The organism is Ornithinibacillus proteolyticus (assembly GCF_039581225.1).
Classification (GTDB): Bacteria; Bacillota; Bacilli; order Bacillales; family Amphibacillaceae; genus Ornithinibacillus; species Ornithinibacillus massiliensis.
This window is the reverse complement of the sequence record NZ_JBCPXV010000042.1, coordinates 1-20,232: the sequence shown is the minus strand read 5'-3', so window position 1 is coordinate 20,232 and position 20,232 is coordinate 1. Positions and strand designations below refer to the sequence as shown.

At 35.7% G+C, this 20,232-nt stretch carries 19 protein-coding genes and 2 riboswitches; of the genes, 15 read left to right on the top strand and 4 right to left on the bottom strand.

The features are described 5' to 3' along the window. Positions 1-19 precede the first annotated feature (19 nt). The 5 genes from AAIB49_RS15975 (at position 20) to guaA (ending at position 8,082) form a co-directional block, all read left to right on the top strand. Positions 20-1,549 (top strand): amidase, encoded by a 1,530-nt coding sequence (locus AAIB49_RS15975; RefSeq protein ID WP_343458593.1) that lies wholly within the window; start codon positions 20-22, stop codon positions 1,547-1,549. A gap of 265 nt (positions 1,550-1,814) precedes the next feature. Next, a complete protein-coding gene (locus tag AAIB49_RS15970) occupies positions 1,815-2,771 on the top strand; it encodes an AAA family ATPase (RefSeq protein WP_211742184.1) in 957 nt (318 codons plus the stop codon). A gap of 3 nt (positions 2,772-2,774) precedes the next feature. After that, positions 2,775-4,043, top strand: a complete 1,269-nt coding sequence (locus AAIB49_RS15965) for a DUF58 domain-containing protein (protein WP_211742183.1) — start codon at positions 2,775-2,777, stop codon at positions 4,041-4,043. After that, complete coding sequence (locus AAIB49_RS15960) at positions 4,040-6,235, top strand: transglutaminase-like domain-containing protein (RefSeq protein ID WP_343458592.1); 2,196 nt, start codon at positions 4,040-4,042, stop codon at positions 6,233-6,235. Before AAIB49_RS15965 ends, AAIB49_RS15960 begins: the two co-directional genes overlap by 4 nt. Before the next feature lie 31 nt (positions 6,236-6,266). After that, positions 6,267-6,368: riboswitch (purine riboswitch) on the top strand. A 181-nt stretch (positions 6,369-6,549) separates the two neighbouring features. Beyond that, positions 6,550-8,082: a glutamine-hydrolyzing GMP synthase gene (guaA, locus tag AAIB49_RS15955; protein WP_186869050.1), complete on the top strand. Its 1,533-nt coding sequence runs from the start codon at positions 6,550-6,552 to the stop codon at positions 8,080-8,082. A 259-nt stretch (positions 8,083-8,341) separates the two neighbouring features. Here guaA and AAIB49_RS15950 read toward each other — a convergent pair whose 3' ends face one another. Beyond that, entirely contained in the window at positions 8,342-8,863 is a 522-nt protein-coding gene (locus AAIB49_RS15950; protein ID WP_343458591.1) for a GNAT family N-acetyltransferase, read from the bottom strand. Between the two features lie 302 nt (positions 8,864-9,165). Further along, positions 9,166-9,266, top strand: a riboswitch (purine riboswitch). A gap of 139 nt (positions 9,267-9,405) precedes the next feature. On the opposite strand from AAIB49_RS15950, the gene AAIB49_RS15945 reads away from it, so the two are divergent. Beyond that, on the top strand, positions 9,406-10,695 hold the full coding sequence (locus tag AAIB49_RS15945) for an NCS2 family permease (protein ID WP_339217066.1): 1,290 nt from the start codon (positions 9,406-9,408) through the stop codon (positions 10,693-10,695). A 107-nt stretch (positions 10,696-10,802) separates the two neighbouring features. On the opposite strand, the gene msrA is transcribed toward AAIB49_RS15945, so the two are convergent. Both msrA and AAIB49_RS15935 read right to left on the bottom strand, forming a co-directional pair. Then, the gene (gene msrA / locus AAIB49_RS15940) at positions 10,803-11,327 is read right to left on the bottom strand and encodes a peptide-methionine (S)-S-oxide reductase MsrA (RefSeq protein ID WP_343458590.1); all 525 of its coding nucleotides are present in this window, start codon (positions 11,325-11,327) and stop codon (positions 10,803-10,805) included. A 162-nt stretch (positions 11,328-11,489) separates the two neighbouring features. Continuing rightward, positions 11,490-12,317, bottom strand: a complete 828-nt coding sequence (locus AAIB49_RS15935; RefSeq protein ID WP_339217064.1) for a MerR family transcriptional regulator — start codon at positions 12,315-12,317, stop codon at positions 11,490-11,492. Between the two features lie 114 nt (positions 12,318-12,431). On the opposite strand from AAIB49_RS15935, the gene norA reads away from it, so the two are divergent. Continuing rightward, a complete protein-coding gene (norA, locus tag AAIB49_RS15930; protein ID WP_343458589.1) occupies positions 12,432-13,616 on the top strand; it encodes a multidrug efflux MFS transporter NorA in 1,185 nt (394 codons plus the stop codon). A 124-nt stretch (positions 13,617-13,740) separates the two neighbouring features. On the opposite strand, the gene AAIB49_RS15925 is transcribed toward norA, so the two are convergent. After that, positions 13,741-14,175 (bottom strand): Hsp20/alpha crystallin family protein, encoded by a 435-nt coding sequence (locus AAIB49_RS15925; protein WP_339217062.1) that lies wholly within the window; start codon positions 14,173-14,175, stop codon positions 13,741-13,743. A gap of 101 nt (positions 14,176-14,276) precedes the next feature. Here AAIB49_RS15925 and AAIB49_RS15920 point away from each other — a divergent pair, with 101 nt between their 5' ends. The 8 genes from AAIB49_RS15920 to AAIB49_RS15885 all read left to right on the top strand — a co-directional run. Beyond that, positions 14,277-14,879 carry a DUF2179 domain-containing protein gene (locus AAIB49_RS15920; RefSeq protein ID WP_186869042.1) on the top strand — a complete coding sequence of 201 codons (603 nt, stop codon included), beginning with the start codon at positions 14,277-14,279 and terminating at the stop codon, positions 14,877-14,879. Positions 14,880-15,302: 423 nt separating this feature from the next. Next, a complete protein-coding gene (locus AAIB49_RS15915; RefSeq protein WP_339217061.1) occupies positions 15,303-15,518 on the top strand; it encodes a hypothetical protein in 216 nt (71 codons plus the stop codon). A gap of 286 nt (positions 15,519-15,804) precedes the next feature. Further along, positions 15,805-16,380, top strand: coding sequence for a hypothetical protein (locus AAIB49_RS15910; protein WP_343458588.1), 576 nt, complete (start codon positions 15,805-15,807; stop codon positions 16,378-16,380). A gap of 346 nt (positions 16,381-16,726) precedes the next feature. After that, positions 16,727-17,611 (top strand): helix-turn-helix domain-containing protein, encoded by an 885-nt coding sequence (locus tag AAIB49_RS15905; RefSeq protein WP_339217059.1) that lies wholly within the window; start codon positions 16,727-16,729, stop codon positions 17,609-17,611. 430 nt (positions 17,612-18,041) lie between these two features. Continuing rightward, positions 18,042-18,575, top strand: a complete 534-nt coding sequence (locus tag AAIB49_RS15900; RefSeq protein ID WP_339217058.1) for an HAD-IIIA family hydrolase — start codon at positions 18,042-18,044, stop codon at positions 18,573-18,575. Positions 18,576-18,606: 31 nt separating this feature from the next. Then, the gene (locus AAIB49_RS15895; RefSeq protein WP_339217057.1) at positions 18,607-19,095 is read left to right on the top strand and encodes a UPF0158 family protein; all 489 of its coding nucleotides are present in this window, start codon (positions 18,607-18,609) and stop codon (positions 19,093-19,095) included. Between the two features lie 241 nt (positions 19,096-19,336). Beyond that, positions 19,337-19,477, top strand: coding sequence for a hypothetical protein (locus AAIB49_RS15890; RefSeq protein ID WP_343458587.1), 141 nt, complete (start codon positions 19,337-19,339; stop codon positions 19,475-19,477). Between the two features lie 505 nt (positions 19,478-19,982). Beyond that, positions 19,983-20,232, top strand: a 250-nt coding sequence (locus tag AAIB49_RS15885) for a helix-turn-helix domain-containing protein (RefSeq protein ID WP_343458586.1), incomplete at its 3' end; no start/stop codon positions are given.

Sequence of the window (20,232 nt, the reverse complement as noted above, 5' to 3'; positions counted from 1 at the left end):
TAAACTCGAGGTGTAGAAAATGGATTTACATACGTACGTTACATTAGATGCAACAGATTTGGCAGAGTTAGTTCGAAAAAAAGAGGTAACCCCTACAGAGCTTGTACAGTTAAGCTTGGAGCAATTAGAAAAAGTTAATCCGGATATTAACGCAGTCGTTCATGATAGAAAGGAAAAGGTTTTACAAGAAGCTGAGAAACTAGGCATTGGTGAAGCGGCTTTTTCTGGAGTACCATTTTTATTAAAGAATATATCCCAACGACTAAAGGGTGAGCCAATCACTTCAGGTTCACGGCTTTTGCGTTCGAATTTTGCTAAGGATAATTCTAATCTAGTGGACAAGCTACAACAGTCAGGATTTTTATTCTTGGGACATACGAATACACCAGAATTTGGATTAAAGAATATTTCAGAGCCTGTATTATATGGCCCATCAAGAAACCCTTGGAATCCGGATTATTCTCCAGGGGGCTCTAGTGGTGGCACAGCAGCTGCAATTGCTGCCGGGGTAGTACCAATGGCCGGGGCTAGTGATGGGGGAGGATCTATTCGTATACCGGCGTCCTTTTCGGGATTAGTCGGATTAAAACCAACAAGAGGACGTACACCTGTAGGTCCTGGTAATGGACGTCAGTGGCAAGGGGCATCGATTGATTTTGCTTTGTCTAGAACGGTTCGGGATAGTGCAGCATTATTAGATATTTTACAGGTTGTTCAACCTGAAGCTGCTTTTCAAACGCCGCTTTTCCCTGGTAGCTTCCTAGAAGAAATGAAAAAACCGTTTGCTAAACCGTTACGCATTGCTTTCTCGACGAAGTCTCCGGTAGGCACTCCGGTGTCTGAGGATGCCAAGAATGCAGTTCAGAACATCGTAACTTGGCTGGAAAGTGAGGGCCATTATGTGGAAGAAAGAGATAATGATGTAGATGGTATCCAGCTAATGCGTAATTATTACCTGATGAATAGTGGAGAGATGGCTTCTTTAGTTCAAGAACTGGAAGAGGCATTTGGTAGAGAAATGACAGCAGATGATATGGAGATCGAATCCTGGCTGTTAAGTGTTGCTGGTAAGTCCGTAACAGCAGCGGAGTTTTCTGCGAGTCTTGCAGCTTGGGATATTGCGGCAGCGCAAATGGCCGAGTTCCATCAGGAATATGATTTCTTTATTACACCTGCAACCGCCTATACAGCACCAAAGGTAGGGGAACTTACCCATTCTGATGCTAAGCAAATGGAATTGAGAGAGCGAATTGAAAAACTGGATAAAAATGGGCAACAGGAGCTAATTTATGAAATGTTCCTACCGAGCTTAACCTATACACCATTTACGCAGCTTGCAAATTTAACTGGACAACCAGCTATTTCTTTACCTGTCTATTTATCTGAGCAAGGCTTACCCTTAGGTGTACAAGTAATGGCAACTAAGGGAGAAGAACACCGTCTTTTACAATTGGCCTATCAGCTTGAGCAAACATCACTTTGGATAGATATGCTGCAAAATCCGTTTTTAAAGGAAATGGGTAACAAAGGCCACGTACCTCGTTTATAGAAGAAAGAGACAAGCCTTATTATTGGTTTTTCTTAAGGTTTGTCTCTTTTATATTCCAACTTATTTTCACTATTTAGGTTTGGTACAAGTTCAAAGGGGTGTATAGGGTAAAGAATAATAGAAATAAACATAGCAATTTATTTAAATTAAAACGTTTATACACCTCTTTTTTTGAAAATAATGTATTTTAAGTATCCTTTTACTAAGTACTTGATTTTTAGTATAGTTAAAAGGAAAAGTAATTTATGCAGAGGGGCGTTAGTGGATGCAGGAGACGATTGTGTATAACGAAAAAGTAGGAAAAGTCATCGAGAATATTAATAAAGTAATGATTGGAAAAGAAGACGTAGCTGTTTTAAGTTTGGTAGCTTTACTTGCTGAGGGCCATGTTCTACTTGAAGATGTGCCTGGTGTTGGAAAAACAATGTTAGTTCGTACATTAGCTAAATCACTAGATTGTGATTTTAAAAGAATACAATTTACCCCAGATTTATTACCTTCTGATGTAACCGGTGTTTCAATCTATAATCCAAAAGAAATGGAATTTGAGTTTCGTGGTGGACCTATTTTAGGCAATATTGTATTAGCGGATGAAATCAATCGTACATCACCGAAGACACAGTCTGCACTTTTAGAAGGCATGGAAGAAAAAAGCGTTACGGTTGATGGAAAAACAATTCCGCTGCAAAAGCCTTTTTTCGTAATGGCAACACAGAACCCGATAGAATATGAAGGAACATATCCACTACCAGAAGCTCAATTAGATCGTTTTATTTTGAAACTAACGATGGGATATCCATCTTTAGAGAACGAATTGGAAATGCTAGAAAGAATATCCAAAGAGCACCCCATTGAAACAATTTCACCTGTCATGTCAAAAGAAGAATTAGTTTTAATCCAAGAAGAAGTTCGCCAGGTTTATATAGAGAAAAATGTTCAACAATATATTGTTAATCTTGTCCGTGAGACGAGAAACCATGATGATATTTTTCTAGGAGTTAGTCCACGTGGGTCAATTGCCTTGATGAGGGCAGCGAAAGCTTACGCATATATCAATGGTAGGGATTTTGTTCTTCCTGATGATGTGAAGTATTTAGCTCCATATGTACTGACACACCGGATTATCTTAACTTCTGAAGCGAAATATGACGGGAAAACAGCAAGACAAATAGTGGAGCAGGTAGTCAAACAAACATTTGTACCAATTCGAAAGGAATTTTAGGTAATGAAACCAGCTTTTCGTTTAGTACGTAATGGTCTATTTATCTTATTCCTATTTGTCATACTTTTTGCTTATGCGATGTTTCAAGGGGGATTTACGAGTTGGTTCCTATTTTATAGCTTTCTACCAATCTTCCTTTATTTAGTGGGTTTACTGTTTTATCCGATTTCCCGTTGGAGTGTGGAGAGGAATATGTTTAAGCATGTTGTTGCCACAGGGGACCGCATTACGGCTTCTATCCAAATAAAACGTAAAATCCCCTTTCCCATTTACTATGTCATCGTTGAGGAAGTGTTTCCTGAGTCGTTAAATCGAATGGATATTCGGCATGCTAAATACCAATATATGGACCAACCGAATAAATTGTATCAAAACCGTCAAATGAAAAAGATTATTTTCCCTTGGTTTAAGCGTGAATTTATTATTACCTATGATCTCGATCAGCTACCTAGAGGGGTTCACGTTCTTCCTGCTGTTCGTGTTAAGACAGGTGACATATTTGGATTAATTAAAAAGGAGTATGTTTATCCCGTAACGAATGAGTTAATCGTATATCCCGTTACAAGGAATATTCATTTAGTTGAAAAGATAAACAGCTATGAGCAAGGCTCGATTTCATCCTTTTCCTTAAATCTAAAAAATACAAACGTTGCAACTGGCGTTCGTGAATATACGCCAGGTGATAAATTTTCCTGGATCGATTGGAAACAAACAGCTAGGAAAAATGATGTCATGACCAAGGAATTTGAACAGGAAAAAAGTACAGATACGCTAATTATTTTAGATAATTGCTATTATCATGGCATGAATTTACTTGCTTATGAAGCCACTATTGAGGCGAGTATGTCTTTAATGGAAACGATAAGAAGACAAGCCTCTCAAGTTGGTTTTCTATCGATTGGGGAGGATACGGTATTTTTCCCTGTTAAAAATGACCCTGCGAAAATGGAAGGAATCAGAAAGCACTTAACACAAGTACAGCCACGTTTGAACTATCCATTTGCTAGGAAGCTAAAAGAAGAAATGCAAAAAATAACGAATAGCTACTTTGTCATATTAGTTACAACGCATCTGGATCACATGGTAAGAGATACGCTTCAACATATGGGGCTAAGAGAGAAGAAGCTTATGATTCTATATATTCAGTCCGAGGGCCGTATTTCCATGGAGGAACATCGTGTTATCCAAGAGCTTCGTAATGAAGGGGTTGGCATTAGTCTGTTAACCGAGAAAGATTTGGTTATGGATCCAATCGAGGTGAATGCATTATGAGGAAACTAAATAGAACGAATATACCTTTTGTTTACACCTCTATTCTTTATCTGGCTGGTTTATTGTTATTTCTAGAGTGGCTTTATCCAGTAGATCAAGTAACGGATACGACGTTCATCGGCATCTTTATTATCTATACGTTTTTTTGTTTCTTTATCAGCCTTATTCAAATTAAATGGTGGCTATCCTTTATTTTAAAAGGATTTGGGATTATTTTTATTTTGAATGGATTGTATTCTGCCAATAGTTTTTGGAGTATGACCTGGTTCAAGGAATTCTATGCAGAAATTGCCTATAATATCCAAGTTCTACTATCGCGACAATGGTTTGATTTGTCTAATATGTTCCGTACCTTATTATTTTTACTCATTATATGGTTAATGAGCTATCTGATTTTTTATTGGTTTGTTCAGGTAAAGCGGGTTATGGTATTCAGTGTTCTAACGTTTGTTTATATCACACTGTTAGATACGTTTACTGTATATAACGCAGATTGGGCAATTTTACGCACATTCATTATTGCATTTTTAGCGTTAGGATTAGCGAATGTTCTAAAGGAAATCCAAAAAGAGAATATACAAAGCTATCGATTAGGTACGAGACCACTTTGGATTCTCCCATTAATAGTCATTGTATTATTATCTTCCGTAGTTGGTTATGCAGCGCCAAAGCTTGACCCACAATGGGCTGATCCAGTTCCGTTTATAGAAGGTGTCGTAAATGGTAATGGGATTGGTGGGGTTGGAGTAATTCAGAAGGTTGGTTATGGTGAAAATGATGATAGTCTTGGCGGCTCCTTTGTCCAAGATTATACACCAGTCTTTCAAGCTTATATGAAGGAGGACAATTATTTCCGTGTAGAATCTAAGGATCTTTATACGGGGAAGGGTTGGCTTAATTCAAAGCGGAAGGAATTTGAGGAACAAGAGGATGGAATGATTAGCTTTGAAACCTTCACCTCAGACGTCGTGACAGAAGAAAGACAGTTGAGACTAGATTTTGATGAACGAGCGTATATTTCGAAACTACTTTATCCGTATGGAATTAATCAAGTAACCCCTTCTGATGAGAATGTGTCCTTGAAGCTAAATGATGCTACAGGTGAAATTAGAACAGAAATAAATGATAGTACTGTAGTTCTGTCTGATTATAAGATTATATATGACAAGCCATCATACCCTATCGATCAGATGAGGGAGAGTGGTACACCGGCAGATGAAGATTTACTAGAGAAATACACTCGTCTACCATCCACTTTGCCAAATAGGGTCCAAGTACTAGCAGAAGAAATTACAGCGAATCACGATAATCAGTATGACAAAGTCCGTGCAATTGAACGATATTTTGGTGCTAATGGATTTGTTTACCAAATTAGTGATGTTGCTGTTCCTGAGGAAGATCAAGATTATGTAGATCAATTTTTGTTTGAAACAAAGGTAGGATATTGTGATAATTTCTCTACTTCCATGGTTGTTATGCTTCGTACACTAGACATTCCAGCTAGGTGGGTAAAAGGATTTACTAGTGGTGAAAAAATAGGCGACAATGTTGATGAGGAAGGTAATAATCTATATCAAGTAACCAATGCCAATGCCCATTCATGGGTAGAAGTATATTTTGAAGGAATTGGATGGGTACCATTTGAGCCAACACAGGGCTTCAATGCACCAAATAGTTATGCTGTTGATACATCCACACAAGATGATGTACTAGAAGCACCTGAAGCAGAACCACAAACACCAGAACAAGAGTTAGAAGTGCCAGAACAAGAGGCTGATGAGGCATTTAGCCCAGCTGCTAAAGCAGATGATCAAAAGATGGAATTTACAATAGTTCATGGGATTATTCTAGCAGTGATTCTCCTTATTGGAATCGGATTAGTATACTGGAAGAGAAATCAAATAAGAACCTATTTATTAGAGCGAAAAATGACCAAACGAAAGGATGAAGCGACATATCAAGAAGCCTTCCATTTCGTATTGAAATTATTGAGTAAGAAAGGGTTCCAGAAAGAACCAGATCAAACACTGAGAGAATTTGCTGTCCGAATAGATAATTGGTATGGTACAAATGAAATGGCTAAGCTAACAGCAAACTATGAGAAGCTAATCTATCAAAATAGTACCAATCACAATGTAGAAGATGAAATGTCGGATTTATGGAAAAATTTAATTAAACGTATATTGGGTTGACTAGAGTTTCCTATCACTAGTAAAATAAGTTTAACTTATAAACACATGCTTTCATATATCCTCGATAATATGGTTCGAAAGTTTCTACCGGGGTACCGATAATACCCTGACTATGAAGGCGGAATTCTAGATATTACCCAAGTCTGGATTTCTGCCTTTTTCTATATTTATGTACTTCCTATGCTAGGAGTATGATATAGAAAGGCTGAAATCCAGACTTTTTTTATTTTCTTTAGCAGTAAGGATATATGAAGCCTATATTACATGCTGCATTTGGATGGCGGTCAACATATTACAATATAAGGAGAATAACAATGGATAACGAAATGATTCTAGTTTTAGACTTTGGTAGCCAATACAATCAATTAATTACACGAAGAATCCGTGAATTTGGTGTCTATAGTGAACTACATTCACACAAAATATCAATAGAAGAAATTAAAAAGATAAACCCAAAAGGCATCATCCTTTCTGGTGGACCACATAGTGTATATGATGAAAATAGCTTCCGACCAGACGAAAGAATTTTTGAACTAGACATACCGGTACTTGGAATATGCTATGGTATGCAGCTCATGGCATTACACTATGGTGGAAAAGTAGATAAATCCAAAAATCGTGAATATGGAAAAGCAACCATTTCCCTGCAAAATAATCCAGTATTATTTAGTGAAACGCCAGAAGCACAAACAGTCTGGATGAGTCACGGAGATAAAGTTGTTGAAGCACCGTCAACTTTCACAGTAGATGCAACAAATCCGTCCACTCCAATTGCCGCATTCAGCATGAAGGAGAAGAAGATGTACGGTGTTCAATTCCACCCGGAAGTACGCCACTCTGAGTATGGAAATCAATTATTACGTAATTTCGTATTCGATGTTTGCGGAGCAAGTGGTGACTGGACAATTGAGAACTTTATTGAACAAGAAGTAAAGGCAATTAGAGAAAAAGTTGGTAACCGAAATGTCCTTTGTGCCCTAAGTGGTGGTGTTGACTCTTCTGTAGTAGCAGCTTTAATTCATAAAGCAATTGGCGATCAATTAACGTGTATTTTTGTAGACCATGGTTTGTTACGTAAGAATGAAGCAGATGACGTGATGAAGGTATTCGCTGATGATTTTGATATGAATGTGATCAAGGTAGATGCTTCAGAGCGTTTCCTATCTAAGCTAAAAGGTGTCGATGATCCAGAGAAAAAACGTAAAATTATTGGGAACGAATTTATTTATGTTTTCGATGATGAAGCGGCGAAGCTAAAGGATATGGATTTCCTAGCACAAGGAACACTTTATACCGATATTATTGAAAGTGGAACAGAAACAGCACAAACTATTAAGTCCCATCATAATGTAGGTGGACTTCCTGAAGATATGCAATTTGAATTAATTGAGCCTTTAAACACATTATTTAAAGACGAAGTTCGTGAATTAGGTTCACAATTAGGCTTACCAGATCGAATCGTATGGCGTCAACCATTCCCAGGACCAGGACTAGCTATTCGTGTACTTGGTGAAGTTACCGATGAGAAGCTAGAGATCGTTCGCGAATCTGATGCTATTCTAAGAGAAGAAATTGCAAATGCAGGATTAGAACGTGATATCTGGCAGTATTTCACGGTACTACCTAATATTCGCAGTGTTGGTGTAATGGGAGATGCTCGTACGTATGATTACACGATCGGTATTCGTGCAGTAACTTCTATTGATGGAATGACCTCTGACTGGGCTAGAATTCCATTTGATGTATTGGAAAAAGTCTCTACTCGAATTGTGAATGAAGTAGCACATATTAATAGAGTAGTGTATGACATTACGAGTAAGCCACCTGCTACTATTGAGTGGGAATAATTAACTAATTGGTTTATAAATGGAAAAGCCTATTTTACAGATTTGTATTTCAAACAAACCTTTGTAAAATAGGCTTTATTTTATTAGTATTTTCCCCAGTTTTCCCTTAAAGCGATCCCGGTAGCAAGGTATGAAGCTAAAACCAAGAAAGCTTATCTCTTGTATCCAGATGGAAGAATGGAATATATAAGAAGATTAATTAATTAGAAATAGAAAATAGCCCATACCATTCAGGCTTGGGCTATTTATATTCTAACTATTAATCAAGCAAAAGCTGATATGCTTTACGCTCACCGTGTTCAACAGGAAAATAAATTATGCCGCTATAATGAAATCCTGCATTTACAATCACTTTTTGCATAATTTCATTTTTTGGATATGTGTCAATACGTACATCTTTATATTCCATGTGACGAGAGAGTACAATTAAATCATGTAATAAGATTTTGGATAACCCTTTGCCACGGACATGTAAATCTACCGCTATTCTATGGATAACGATGTAAGAATCCTCTTGTCCTTCCCATGATCCTCCCGTCATATTTTCGTAAGGCGCTTCTGGTCCAGGAACTAATGCGCCGTATCCTGCTATCTTGTTATCGGAGATTAAGACATGTGCATATCCTTTTTCGATATCTTGCTTAATTAATTCAGGTGTCGGACCATCCCCATTTTGCCATTGTGGTAATCCTTGCTCCTTTAAATAGGCAATTCCATCATTTAGAATTGACATAATTGCTTCTAAGTCATGTATTGTTGCTTTTCGTGTATAGACTGGCATTATTTAATCCTCCGATATTTTTAACATGTGTTTTCTTATTATTACTGAGGTAATGCCGTTTAAACAAGTAAAATGCACTTCTAAAAGAGGATAGTTACTTATAATTGTTGAACATGATGTTGTTATTAGGTGATGGTAAATCATTGATGGGTGAATTTAGAAGTGAGGGAGAGTACTTTCTTCCCTAAGTCTCGAAAATGTTTTGGGACGTGGGTGAAAAGGCGAACATTATTTTTTTTGTTTGTAAAAACGTTCGGGAATGGTTGACATTTAACTAGTAAAATAGTAACATATTATCTGAAACAAGGTAAAAGAATACTTTGCGTATAATTTAGGGGATATGGCCCAAAGTTTCTACCAGACCACCGTAAATGGTCTGACTACGCAGATTAGTAATATTTAGATGATAGTTTATTATTTACTAGAATCCAATTACTTTTCTCACGTAGTTTTTTGGTAGCAAGCTTAAGTCCCCAATTGGTGGATTTAAGCTTGCTTTTTTTTATTTGCATTCATTTTTAGTTATTTTAGGAGGAAAAGTAATGAAGAAGTTTTTTCAATTTGAACAATTAGGAACTAATTTCCGCACCGAATTTACTGCCGGATTAACAACGTTCTTAGCAATGGCATATATATTATTTGTTAACCCTGATATTTTAAAGGAAACAGGTATGGATCAAGGGGCGGTATTTACAGCAACAGCAATCGCTGCAGCAGTAGGTACGTTATTAATGGGTCTTATTGCGAAGTATCCTATCGCACTTGCACCGGGAATGGGATTAAATGCATTCTTTGCATTTTCGGTTGTTATTGGAATGGGTATTCCTTGGGAAACAGCATTAGCTGGGGTATTAGCTTCTGGACTTATTTTTATTGTGCTAACATTAACTGGTCTTCGTGAAAAAGTAATTAACGCTATCCCTGCTGAATTGAAGAAAGCAGTAGGAGCAGGTATTGGATTATTTATTGCATTTGTTGGTCTTCAAAATGCTGAAATTATTGTAGGTGATCCAGATACGTTATTAGGACTAGGGGATTTTACCAATCCGATGGTATTACTTGCTATATTTGGATTAGTAGTAACTGTAATTCTATTAGCACTTAAATTAAAAGCAGGTATTTTTTATGGTATGATCATTACTACTATTGTTGGATTGATTTTCGGTTTGTCTGAGTTCAATGGTATTGTTGGAAGTGTACCAAGTCTTGAACCTACGTTCGGGCAAGCATTTGCACACTTTGGTGACATTTTCACTATCCAAATGCTAGTTGTCATTCTTACTTTCTTATTTGTCGATTTCTTTGATACGGCAGGAACTTTAGTTGCGGTATCGTCACAAGCAGGGTTAATGAAGGATAATAAATTACCACGTGCTGGTAAGGCATTGTTTGCTGACTCAGCAGCGACAGTTGTTGGTGCAGCAGTAGGTACGTCAACTACTACTTCTTTCGTCGAATCTTCTTCAGGTGTTGGAGTTGGGGGACGTTCTGGATTTACTTCTGTTGTAACAGCAGGATTTTTCCTATTAGCGTTATTCTTCTCACCACTATTAAGTATCGTGACATCAGCAGTTACTGCACCAGCATTGATTATTGTTGGGGTATTGATGGCAACAGCGTTAAAGGATATCGATTGGAATAACTTCGCAATCGCTGTTCCAGCCTTCTTAACGGTTATTATGATGCCATTAACATACAGTATTGCTACTGGTATTGCAATTGGATTTATTTTCTATCCAATCACAATGCTTGTTTCTGGAAAAGCGAAGCAAATCCATCCAGTTATGTATGTACTGTTTGTCATCTTTGTTGCATACTTTATTTTCTTGTAGGAGTTAACTTAAACCAATTATAAATTACTGGTCGTCGATTAATGGGCGGCCAGTTTTTTATCTATTAAAATAGAAAAAGCACCCGTCATGACGGATGCTAATTAATCTTACTTCCAATTCTCTTCGATAAACTCATCACGGCCTGATTTGGCCCGATCTTCTTTATATTCTGTTTCGCTTTTTTTATAGAAATCTTGATGATAATCTTCCGCTGGATAGAATGTAACAGCTGGTAGAATCTCTGTTACAATTGGCTTTTGGAATCGGCCACTTTCCGCTAATGCTTGTTTAGAAGCTTCTGCTTGTGCTTTTTGCTCTTCATCATGATAGAAGATAGCAGTACGATATTGTTCTCCACGATCTTGGAACTGACCACCGGCATCGGTTGGATCAATTTGGCGCCAGTAAACCTCTAATATTTCATTATAGGAAATAATACTTGGATCAAACGTAATTTCAACCGCTTCGTAATGACCAGTAGTACCCGTCTTTACTTCCTCATACGTTGGGTTTTCTACATGGCCACCAGTATAACCAGAAACAACAGCATGCACTCCGTCCCACTGATCGAAAGGTTTTACCATACACCAGAAGCAGCCGCCAGCAAATGTTGCTTTCTTTAATGTTGTCATATTATATATCCCCCACATTGTGCTATAGACGATGTAGACAGGCTACATCATATTGAACTAAATAAGATTATATAAAACTATATCATATTTAGGAAAACTATCCTAAAGAAAAATTTCAGAAATTAATATGAAAAGGTTAGAAGGAATTCTATGTAACTATAGTTAATCCTTCTTATAAACATGTAGCATAATTTTAGTGACGTATTCTTCCTCGTTATTTTTTACAATGGAATCATATACGAACTCTTCAAAAACATAATCTCCTAAGACTAGATTTAATCTATCCATTTCTTTTAAGAAACGTTTATAGGTTTGGTTAACTGTTGCGACTCCCCCGATATGATAGCCAATTAAGAAGTCTCCCTTAACTGCTTGAAAGTACGGATAACCTTGCTTAGGTGTAGGTTGCTCCATATACAAATAACTATAATTTGTATATTCCCCTTTTAAAATATGCTCTCTTTTCGTAATAACCCCAATTGGATATCCTGTATCTAGCTTGGATATGTATAACTCGTCAATAAAATCAGAAACAACCTTAACAAATTCATCATTTGAGATGTTTTCAATATTTCTACTTAAATAAAGTGTTGCTTCTGGCAATTGTGTTAACGTGATTTGCTCAAAATCGGTTTGGGCGGCATCTTCCATTAATTCTATTTTTGCTTCAATAAGCTTCTCCTTCATTTCTATTTCTTGACGTTTGATGACGATTTCTTCTTTCTTTTGATGCATTAGTTCTAGAAATTTCTCTGGTGATTTATTATTCATGTAGTGTTGAATGTCTTTCAAGGACATATCTAGATCCTTTAACAAATCAATCACATTAAATAGCTCTATTTGATGAATGGAATAAAAGCGGTATCCTTTCTCGTTTTTTATAATGGGGGATAAAAGGCCAATTTGATCGTAGTAAAACAGAGTTTGCTTGTTTACTTTACAAAGCTTGGCAAACTCACCAGACGTTAAATATTTCTTTTTTTTGCTCATTATGATCATCTCCATCTTGACTATATAGTTACTATATACATTAGGATATTAAGTTGTAAATAGAAAATTATCTATATGTTTATATATAAAGTAAAGGTTAGGGAGAATGAAAATATGCGTACAAATAAAGTCACCTTATGGTTATTACTACTGAACTTATTTATCGCCTTTTTAGGAATTGGTTTGGTTATTCCGGTATTACCGACATTAATGAATGAACTAGGTATTACGGGAAAGACAGTAGGCTATTTAACTGCAGCATTTGCGATTGCCCAATTAATCGCTTCACCATTAGCAGGTAAGGCTGTTGATAAGTTTGGCAGAAAGATAATGATTGTTATTGGGTTATTTATTTTTGGTTTTTCGGAATTTCTATTTGGTATTGGGAAAGAAATCGAAACCTTATTCATATCGCGTATACTAGGTGGTATTAGTGCGGCTTTTATTATGCCAGCTGTTACAGCCTTTATCGTTGATATCACGACGAAGGAAACTCGTCCTAAAGCGCTGGGATATATGTCAGCTGCGATTAGTACTGGATTTATTATTGGTCCTGGGATTGGTGGTTTCCTTGCAGACTTCGGAACTCGAGTACCGTTTTTCTTTGCCGGTGGGCTTGGTAGCTTTGCAGCTATTCTATCGATTATCTTACTAACTGAGCCTGAGCGTTCAGCAGAGTATGAGGATGAGGAACAGGATGCGCAACCAAAAGTTGGCTTCAAGCGTTTGTTTGTGCCAATGTATTTGATTTCGTTTGTACTAATTTTCATTACCTCGTTCGGACTTGCAGCTTTCGAATCATTTTTTAGCTTATTTGTCGATCATAAGTTTCAATTCACGCCAACAGATATTGCGATTGTCATCACTGGTGGAGCAATATTTGGTGCTATCTCCCAGGTCTTATTATTTGATAGGCTTACCAAGTTATTAGGGGAAATTAGGTTAATTCAATATAGTTTATTATTATCAGCAGTGCTCGTTTATATGATGACGGTTGTCCAATCATATCTATCTATTTTACTCGTAACCTTTATTGTGTTTGTAGGGTTTGATTTATTCCGTCCAGCGATTACTTCCTACCTTTCTAATATAGCTGGTAGGGAGCAGGGATTTGTTGGGGGAATGAATTCCATGTTTACGAGCTTAGGAAACATATTTGGTCCAATAGTGGGTGGCGTGTTATTTGATATAGATATTAATTATCCATATTTCTTTGCTACTGCAATTATAGCGATGGGAATCGTATTATCGCTGTTTTGGAAACAACCTGCTAAGAAAATAGTTACGGAAGCTGGTTAATTAAACCGTAATCTATACCTAAGTAACTGAAATATGGTATTTGGCTATTAAAAGCTCCGGAATATCGCCGGAGCTTTTATTGTGTAGATTAGAATAGCGCTTAGGTGATTTTCTGTTCTTATCATTAGTTTTCCTCCAGTAACTCAACCTTAACGCGATTCTTCTTACTAGAATCAGAAATTAACCGATGTAATTGGATATATAGTAGTCCATTATGATAGGTTGCTTTGATTTTATCCGAGCGAACTGGAAATGGTAAGGAAAGATTGCGGTCAAACACACCTTGTAGTATCTCTTCCTTCACTACTGTACCGGCACTAAAACCGATATCTATCGTTCCACGTAAATCTAATGTTGTATGGTCTACATAAATATCTACTTTATCCAAATCCGTTAATCCTGGTATGCTTGCAATACATAATATTTCATTGTCCGTTTGGTAAATATTGATTTGGGGAATGGTTGGTTTAAGGATCCCTTCAAACTGATTCCAAAATTGCTCGCCAAAGAAGTGATCTAAATTCCGTTTCCAATCAGACATTTGCTGAAATGGATCCATGACAACACCTCATTTTTTGCAGTATGATAGTTATACTATATGCAAAGTCTAAAAAATGGGTGTATGCCCTTAGGAGTATAAGAAAATAGGAGGTTATGTTATTGCTGGAAAATGCTCTAATCATGGTTGCTATCATTCTGATTATTAATATCGTGTATGTTTCCATGTTTACCATTCGTATGATTTTAACATTAAAAGGACGCCGCTATGTGGCAGGCTTTGTTAGTATGTTTGAAATTGTTGTCTACATATTTGGGCTAGGTCTTGTATTAGATAATTTGAACGAGATACAAAACGTACTAGCTTATGCTCTTGGTTATGGAATCGGGGTAGTTGTTGGTTCCATTATTGAAGAAAAGCTTGCACTTGGATATATTACTGTAAATGTTATCTCTGGTAATCCTGATTTAAACTTTACCCGTAGATTAAGGGAAAAGGGGTATGGTGTAACCAGTTGGTCTGCTTATGGAATGGATGGAGACCGGCTATCTATGCAAATATTAACACCAAGAAAATACGAACTACGATTATATGAAGAAATTAAAACCATAGATCCGAAAGCCTTTATCATTTCCTATGAACCGAAGCAAATTCATGGCGGATTCTGGGTAAAACAAGTTCGAAAAGGACGTTTACTCAATCCGAAGAAAAAAACGAATCCTGAAATTGAGAATACAACAAAAAGTTTTGATGAGATGTCTTAAGGAACTAATGGGAAGAATATTATTAACATGGTAATATGGATGGCAAAGGCGGGAAAGGAATGGATTACTTATTATTTCATGATTGAATTTTTCAATTCAGATCCTTGTTTTAGTAAATGTTGTAGTACGAAAATATGGTTCAATATTTGATAAAAAATGCTCAACTTAAACAAAAGAAATATAGACTAAAGTTTTAACCTCTGCCCTTATATAGGCCAGAGGTTTTTTGTGAGTACTATAGAGTGATTGGGAATCTTAGAAATTATCGGGGATATTTTTTAAAGGGCGTTAAGTCTAGAGTTGGATATTTATGTTAAAATATATATAACATTTAGAGTATTAAGTGCTTTAATTGACGGATCAGGTTAGTGATTAAAATATTCTTATATGTTATTGATATATTGAGAAAATGGAGGCGAAATGATGAACTTTTTTGATTGGAAAATAGAAATGGTAGAAGGTTTAAAGCCTTATATAGATATGGAAAATAAAAGAATGGCCATTCTTACAAATGAAGATGATGAAATTCATATGGCTTTAGAATTTGATGGAAACGACAATTTAGTTATGCATCCAAGATGGAATATAAATATTATTATCTTAGGTGATAAACATTTGAAATTTACTACAAATTCATAAAAATATGTTTGAGCATACGGGGCAAGGGTAGAGCAAGACGGTCTTCAAATGAATCGTCTTTTTCTATTTATTTAATAATATTTTCGGAATATTGTGTCATTATTAAAGGGGCAGATTAATGTAAGAAAATAAATCATTTTTATAATAACATGTCTGCTTCGATTGGGAGGAGGAGGTAACTTGCGTCAAAGAATTTTTGTTAATTACCATGTTATGTATTTCTGCATGTAGTGAAAGTACGGGCGATAAATTAGAGTCTCCTTACGGGTATTATGAAGATGATAAAATGATTGGAACTGTTTGGGAAGTTTTAGAAGATGAAAAGAGTATTGACGTGGACATTTCTGAATGGGAAAAAAGAGACAGAAAAGGTCCTGGTATGACAGATGAGGGATACTCTTATATAGCAAAATTATCAAATGAGACAGTTATAAAGCACGAAGATGGAAAGGAAGTATCAATCGATAACCTAAAAAAGGGACAAAAAGTGTTAGTTAATCCGCCAAGAGGAGATAGTTTCGAAGGTTATCCAGATGAAATCATCCTGTTAGAGATGTCTTATGAAGAAAAATTTTGGCAACTTCGATTACATACAGATGGATTTAATATAGTTGTAATGTATGAAACATTACCTACAGAGCTACAGGAAACATTCTTTGAAGACATAATGGACATCATGGAGGATAAAGAACAGGATGCAGTCGTCAATTGGGTGTATTATGAAGAAAATTATGTTGTTGATTATAAAGAAGAATTTGACATAGAACAATTCCCAGTATTGTTTGTGTTTGACAAGCAAGAACTTATTTTTAAATCCTATAGTGTTGATGAATTATATGAGTTTCTTAAGGATTTGAATTAATAAATATTGTAAGGGATTTGTTTGTGAAAAAATGTACTTTGACAAACGGATAGTGAAACAGGGATCTATGAAGTTCGCCTTTTTCTTATGGTAAAATTCCGATAGTATATTTGGAATATTAGTTAGTATTGGTTTGTGGAGTTATTGAATTAATGGGGCAGGATAGTTGAAGAATCGTCTTTAGCTCATATTCAACAATCGTGCGATATTGTTGCAGATATAAAAAGAGGTTGATATTTACATCAACCTCTCTTTAAATATTTTTAGGATGCAGCGATTACTTCGCAAGATATATCAAAAAAAAATGAAGAACCTTGATATCCTATAATTAAAGGAGGTACCTTCGTTGTATAATCATGAAATTATAATTAAGAAAATTATATTGTATGTGGAAGAAAACCTACATGAACCACTTACTTTGGAAAATATTGCAGCACAATCAAATTTTTCAAAGTATCACTTTCATCGAATATTCCAATCCAAGGTTGGCATGACGATAACTGAATATATTCGGTTAAGAAGATTGGCTAATGCTTCTTCCGCCTTGCTTTACACACGTGAACGCATTCTTGATATCGCTTTATATTATCAGTTTGAATCACAAGAATCATTTACAAGAGCATTTAAAGAGATTTATAAGCTACCACCTGGAAAATATCGCAAAATGATGTCAGAAATGATTAAAATTAAGGAGGAAACAAATATGGAGACAAAGGTAAAAGGTTGGTTTTTAAGTGGATCAAATCCATTTAATTACGAAATGGGGATTGACCATGAAGTTGTTCATCAGGGGAAAGCATCAGGTTATTTAAAATCCAAAACAGTGTTAGATTCAACAGAATTCGCTACCATGATGCAAACATTTAGGGCTAATCAGTTTGTTGGAAAACGTATTAGACTCTCTTGTTTCATCCGTACGGAAGAGGTAGATGTGTACGCTGGGATGTGGATGCGAGTAGATGACACAATGGAAGATGTTCTTCAATTTGATAATATGAGTAATCGCCCCATTAAAGGAACAACAAACTGGAACCATTATTCTATTATTTTGGATGTTCCAACCCAAAGTGCTGTTATTTCATTTGGTATCATTCTGTCTGGACAAGGAACTGTATGGGCAGATCAATTCACTTTTGAAGAGGTAAATGAAAGTATTCCAACAACTAATTTAGAGGTGCATGGTGAACTGCTGGACGAGCCAGTAAATTTATCGTTTGACGAAAAAATATGATTTAAGGTAGGGTGATAACATGGCTAATTCTGGTAAAAAGGCTGCCGTTTTAAGTATTATAGTTATAATTGCAATTATGGCTGTAAAGTTGGTAGGAATTAACACGCTTGTTCATTACTTAAAGTTTTGGTGAAAATATTGCTTAACTATACCGCAATCGGGGCAATTTTCTTTAATAAAAAGCGTCTTTTTGCATGGACAACACATTAAAGTGACTAAGTTTATTGATGTGGAAAAAAGATTGTGAATTATTATACTTAGAGTAACGGGTGAGAGTTAAATAAGGTGATCCAAGTGGTATCGCCTTTTTCTTATGGCTAAAATCTCGTTTTTATTTTTGGAATATTATGTTAGTGTTTAGGTAGAAGATATTAAGCAAACGGGGCAGAAGAGTTGAAAATCAAGAAATAAAAGGGGGAATAACCTACCAATGAATATTGAAGCAGTTTTTGTTGACCGTGATGGAACTATTGGTGGTACTGGACATTTTATTCATCCAAAAGATTTCACCCCATATTCGTTCAGTAGAGTTGCATTACAAATTTTAAAGGATAATAATATTAAAACTTTTGCCTGTACTAATCAACATAGAATTAGTAGAGGTGAAGCTACCCTTGATGATTTTTACAAGGAATTTCAATCATATGAATTTGATGATGCCTTTATTTGTCCTCATAGTTCAGATGATGACTGCAATTGTCATAAACCAAAACCAGGAATGCTTTTGGAAGCATCAATAAAATATAAATTAGATTTAACAAAGACTGTATTTATTGGTGATGTTGGTTCAACTGATATGTTGGCAGCTCATTCCGTTGGTGCAATGAAAATTTTAGTGCTTACAGGATGGGGGTACAGTTCCCTTAATCAATACAGGGATAAGTGGGCGGAAATTGAACCAGATTATGTAGCTGAGAACCTATTAGACGCTGTTAAATGGGTCATACACAAAAATAAAGTATAAATCTTATTGAACTACCAGGTGCAATATTCAAATGAAAAAGGGTGATTTAATCGTGAATATACAAGTCAATCTGAAAGATATAATTGAAGAAATGGAAATCCAATTTGAAAAGTCACTTTCATTATTAAATATGAAAACAGGTGAAATAGTGTTAGTAACATCAGAGGACTTGAGAGCTGCTGAAGAAGAAGAACCTTTTGATCATTTACCTGAATGGCAACAAGAAAATAGAAAGATTGCAATTGATATAGTTGATAACTTTGAAAATTATATAGAGTTACCAACTAAATATGATGTGAATGAATATAAAATAATGGAAAACTTTTGCTTAAGTGTAAGTAATCAATGGAAGCAGGAAGCTTTATTAAGAGCAATTAAGGGAAAGGGGGCTTTCAGAAGGTTTAAGGATAAAATAATTGATTTTGAAATGGAAGAGCAATGGTATACATACCGTTACGAGTGTTTTAAACAAATTGCGATTAAGTGGTGTCAGGGAAATAATATAAACTTTATTGAATAAAAATGATAAAGGCGATTACTGTATCAAAGGGGAATCACTTCTTCTGCCTACCTATGTTTTATCATAATTTTTATATTTTCCATTAAGAAGGTAGCCCTTTTCTAGGAAAAATTGTGATATATTGCACTTAAACTATCAGGTGCAGTGGTTAACATACTATAATTTAAACAAGCGAGAAAAAATAATATATGAAGTGTTAAAAAGGAGTCCCTATGAGAAAAAAGTTACTATTGGGTTGATAATGATAACCATTATAATTGGAGCCATTGCTTATTATCCGACTTTGAAGGAACCTATTAAAGAAACCGATACTATCATAACGGATAAAAATGGAAAGGTAGTAGAACCAATTAATGGTGACAATGATAACATTGGTCATTAATGAAAATTCATACAAAAAATGCCAATGAAACGGATTAATACTGAAGGCTAGCTTGCCAACATATAAATTAGGTTATATAAGAATCGGATGCTTTAGTTCACCAACTCTAAATGGACAATACAGTTTTAATAACAAAATTGGTCAATGACGGTGATAGTATAGATCGTATTCTTATGTCTTAATACAGGAACTCCAATAACTTTAAAGTGGTGGATATTATTATAATATCAATCTGGATGAGGAACGGAAATGTGCGTTTTCTAGTTTTTATCTAAAATAGGCGAGACCCCCCCCATCTTCAAGGAATGAGAAGGGTAAAGCCCAATGAGTAAGTGGGGGATGAATCGCCTTCGTACAAGGAATGGCTTACTTGCCATCTCGATTGTCCGACTGTTCGAGTGCGTGTTGATGAGATAAATAATAGCTTGGGTACGAGTGGTAAAACCTTTTTTCTGTAAAGTCATCCATTCGTTTCCATCCAACATAATGAAGGAGGTGAAAATCAATGGTAGTGAAAAAAGCCTACAAGTTCCGAATCTATCCAAGTAAAAAGCAAATGGAACGGATTAACAAAACAATTGGATGTTCTCGCTTTGTTTACAACTATTTTGTTGGAAAACAAAAAGGTAAAGATGCTTATTGGTACATCGTCAATGAAATGGTGCAGAACGGTCAACTGACTGAAAATAATTGGAAAGGTGAGTTTTTCAATAAAAACCAATCCATTAAGGCAGTTCGTGAATTAAAGAAACACT

What these genes read in the sequence shown, in the direction of transcription:
- AAIB49_RS15975 (WP_343458593.1), top strand. Translation starts at nt 20, where the DNA reads ATGGATTTACATACGTACGTTACATTAGATGCAACAGATTTGGCAGAG.
- AAIB49_RS15970 (WP_211742184.1), top strand. Translation starts at nt 1,815, where the DNA reads ATGCAGGAGACGATTGTGTATAACGAAAAAGTAGGAAAAGTCATCGAG.
- AAIB49_RS15965 (WP_211742183.1), top strand. Translation starts at nt 2,775, where the DNA reads ATGAAACCAGCTTTTCGTTTAGTACGTAATGGTCTATTTATCTTATTC.
- AAIB49_RS15960 (WP_343458592.1), top strand. Translation starts at nt 4,040, where the DNA reads ATGAGGAAACTAAATAGAACGAATATACCTTTTGTTTACACCTCTATT.
- guaA (WP_186869050.1), top strand. Translation starts at nt 6,550, where the DNA reads ATGGATAACGAAATGATTCTAGTTTTAGACTTTGGTAGCCAATACAAT.
- AAIB49_RS15950 (WP_343458591.1), bottom strand. Translation starts at nt 8,863, where the DNA reads ATGCCAGTCTATACACGAAAAGCAACAATACATGACTTAGAAGCAATT.
- AAIB49_RS15945 (WP_339217066.1), top strand. Translation starts at nt 9,406, where the DNA reads ATGAAGAAGTTTTTTCAATTTGAACAATTAGGAACTAATTTCCGCACC.
- msrA (WP_343458590.1), bottom strand. Translation starts at nt 11,327, where the DNA reads ATGACAACATTAAAGAAAGCAACATTTGCTGGCGGCTGCTTCTGGTGT.
- AAIB49_RS15935 (WP_339217064.1), bottom strand. Translation starts at nt 12,317, where the DNA reads ATGAGCAAAAAAAAGAAATATTTAACGTCTGGTGAGTTTGCCAAGCTT.
- norA (WP_343458589.1), top strand. Translation starts at nt 12,432, where the DNA reads ATGCGTACAAATAAAGTCACCTTATGGTTATTACTACTGAACTTATTT.
- AAIB49_RS15925 (WP_339217062.1), bottom strand. Translation starts at nt 14,175, where the DNA reads ATGGATCCATTTCAGCAAATGTCTGATTGGAAACGGAATTTAGATCAC.
- AAIB49_RS15915 (WP_339217061.1), top strand. Translation starts at nt 15,303, where the DNA reads ATGAACTTTTTTGATTGGAAAATAGAAATGGTAGAAGGTTTAAAGCCT.
- AAIB49_RS15910 (WP_343458588.1), top strand. Translation starts at nt 15,805, where the DNA reads ATGATTGGAACTGTTTGGGAAGTTTTAGAAGATGAAAAGAGTATTGAC.
- AAIB49_RS15900 (WP_339217058.1), top strand. Translation starts at nt 18,042, where the DNA reads ATGAATATTGAAGCAGTTTTTGTTGACCGTGATGGAACTATTGGTGGT.
- AAIB49_RS15895 (WP_339217057.1), top strand. Translation starts at nt 18,607, where the DNA reads ATGAAAAAGGGTGATTTAATCGTGAATATACAAGTCAATCTGAAAGAT.
- AAIB49_RS15890 (WP_343458587.1), top strand. Translation starts at nt 19,337, where the DNA reads ATGATAACCATTATAATTGGAGCCATTGCTTATTATCCGACTTTGAAG.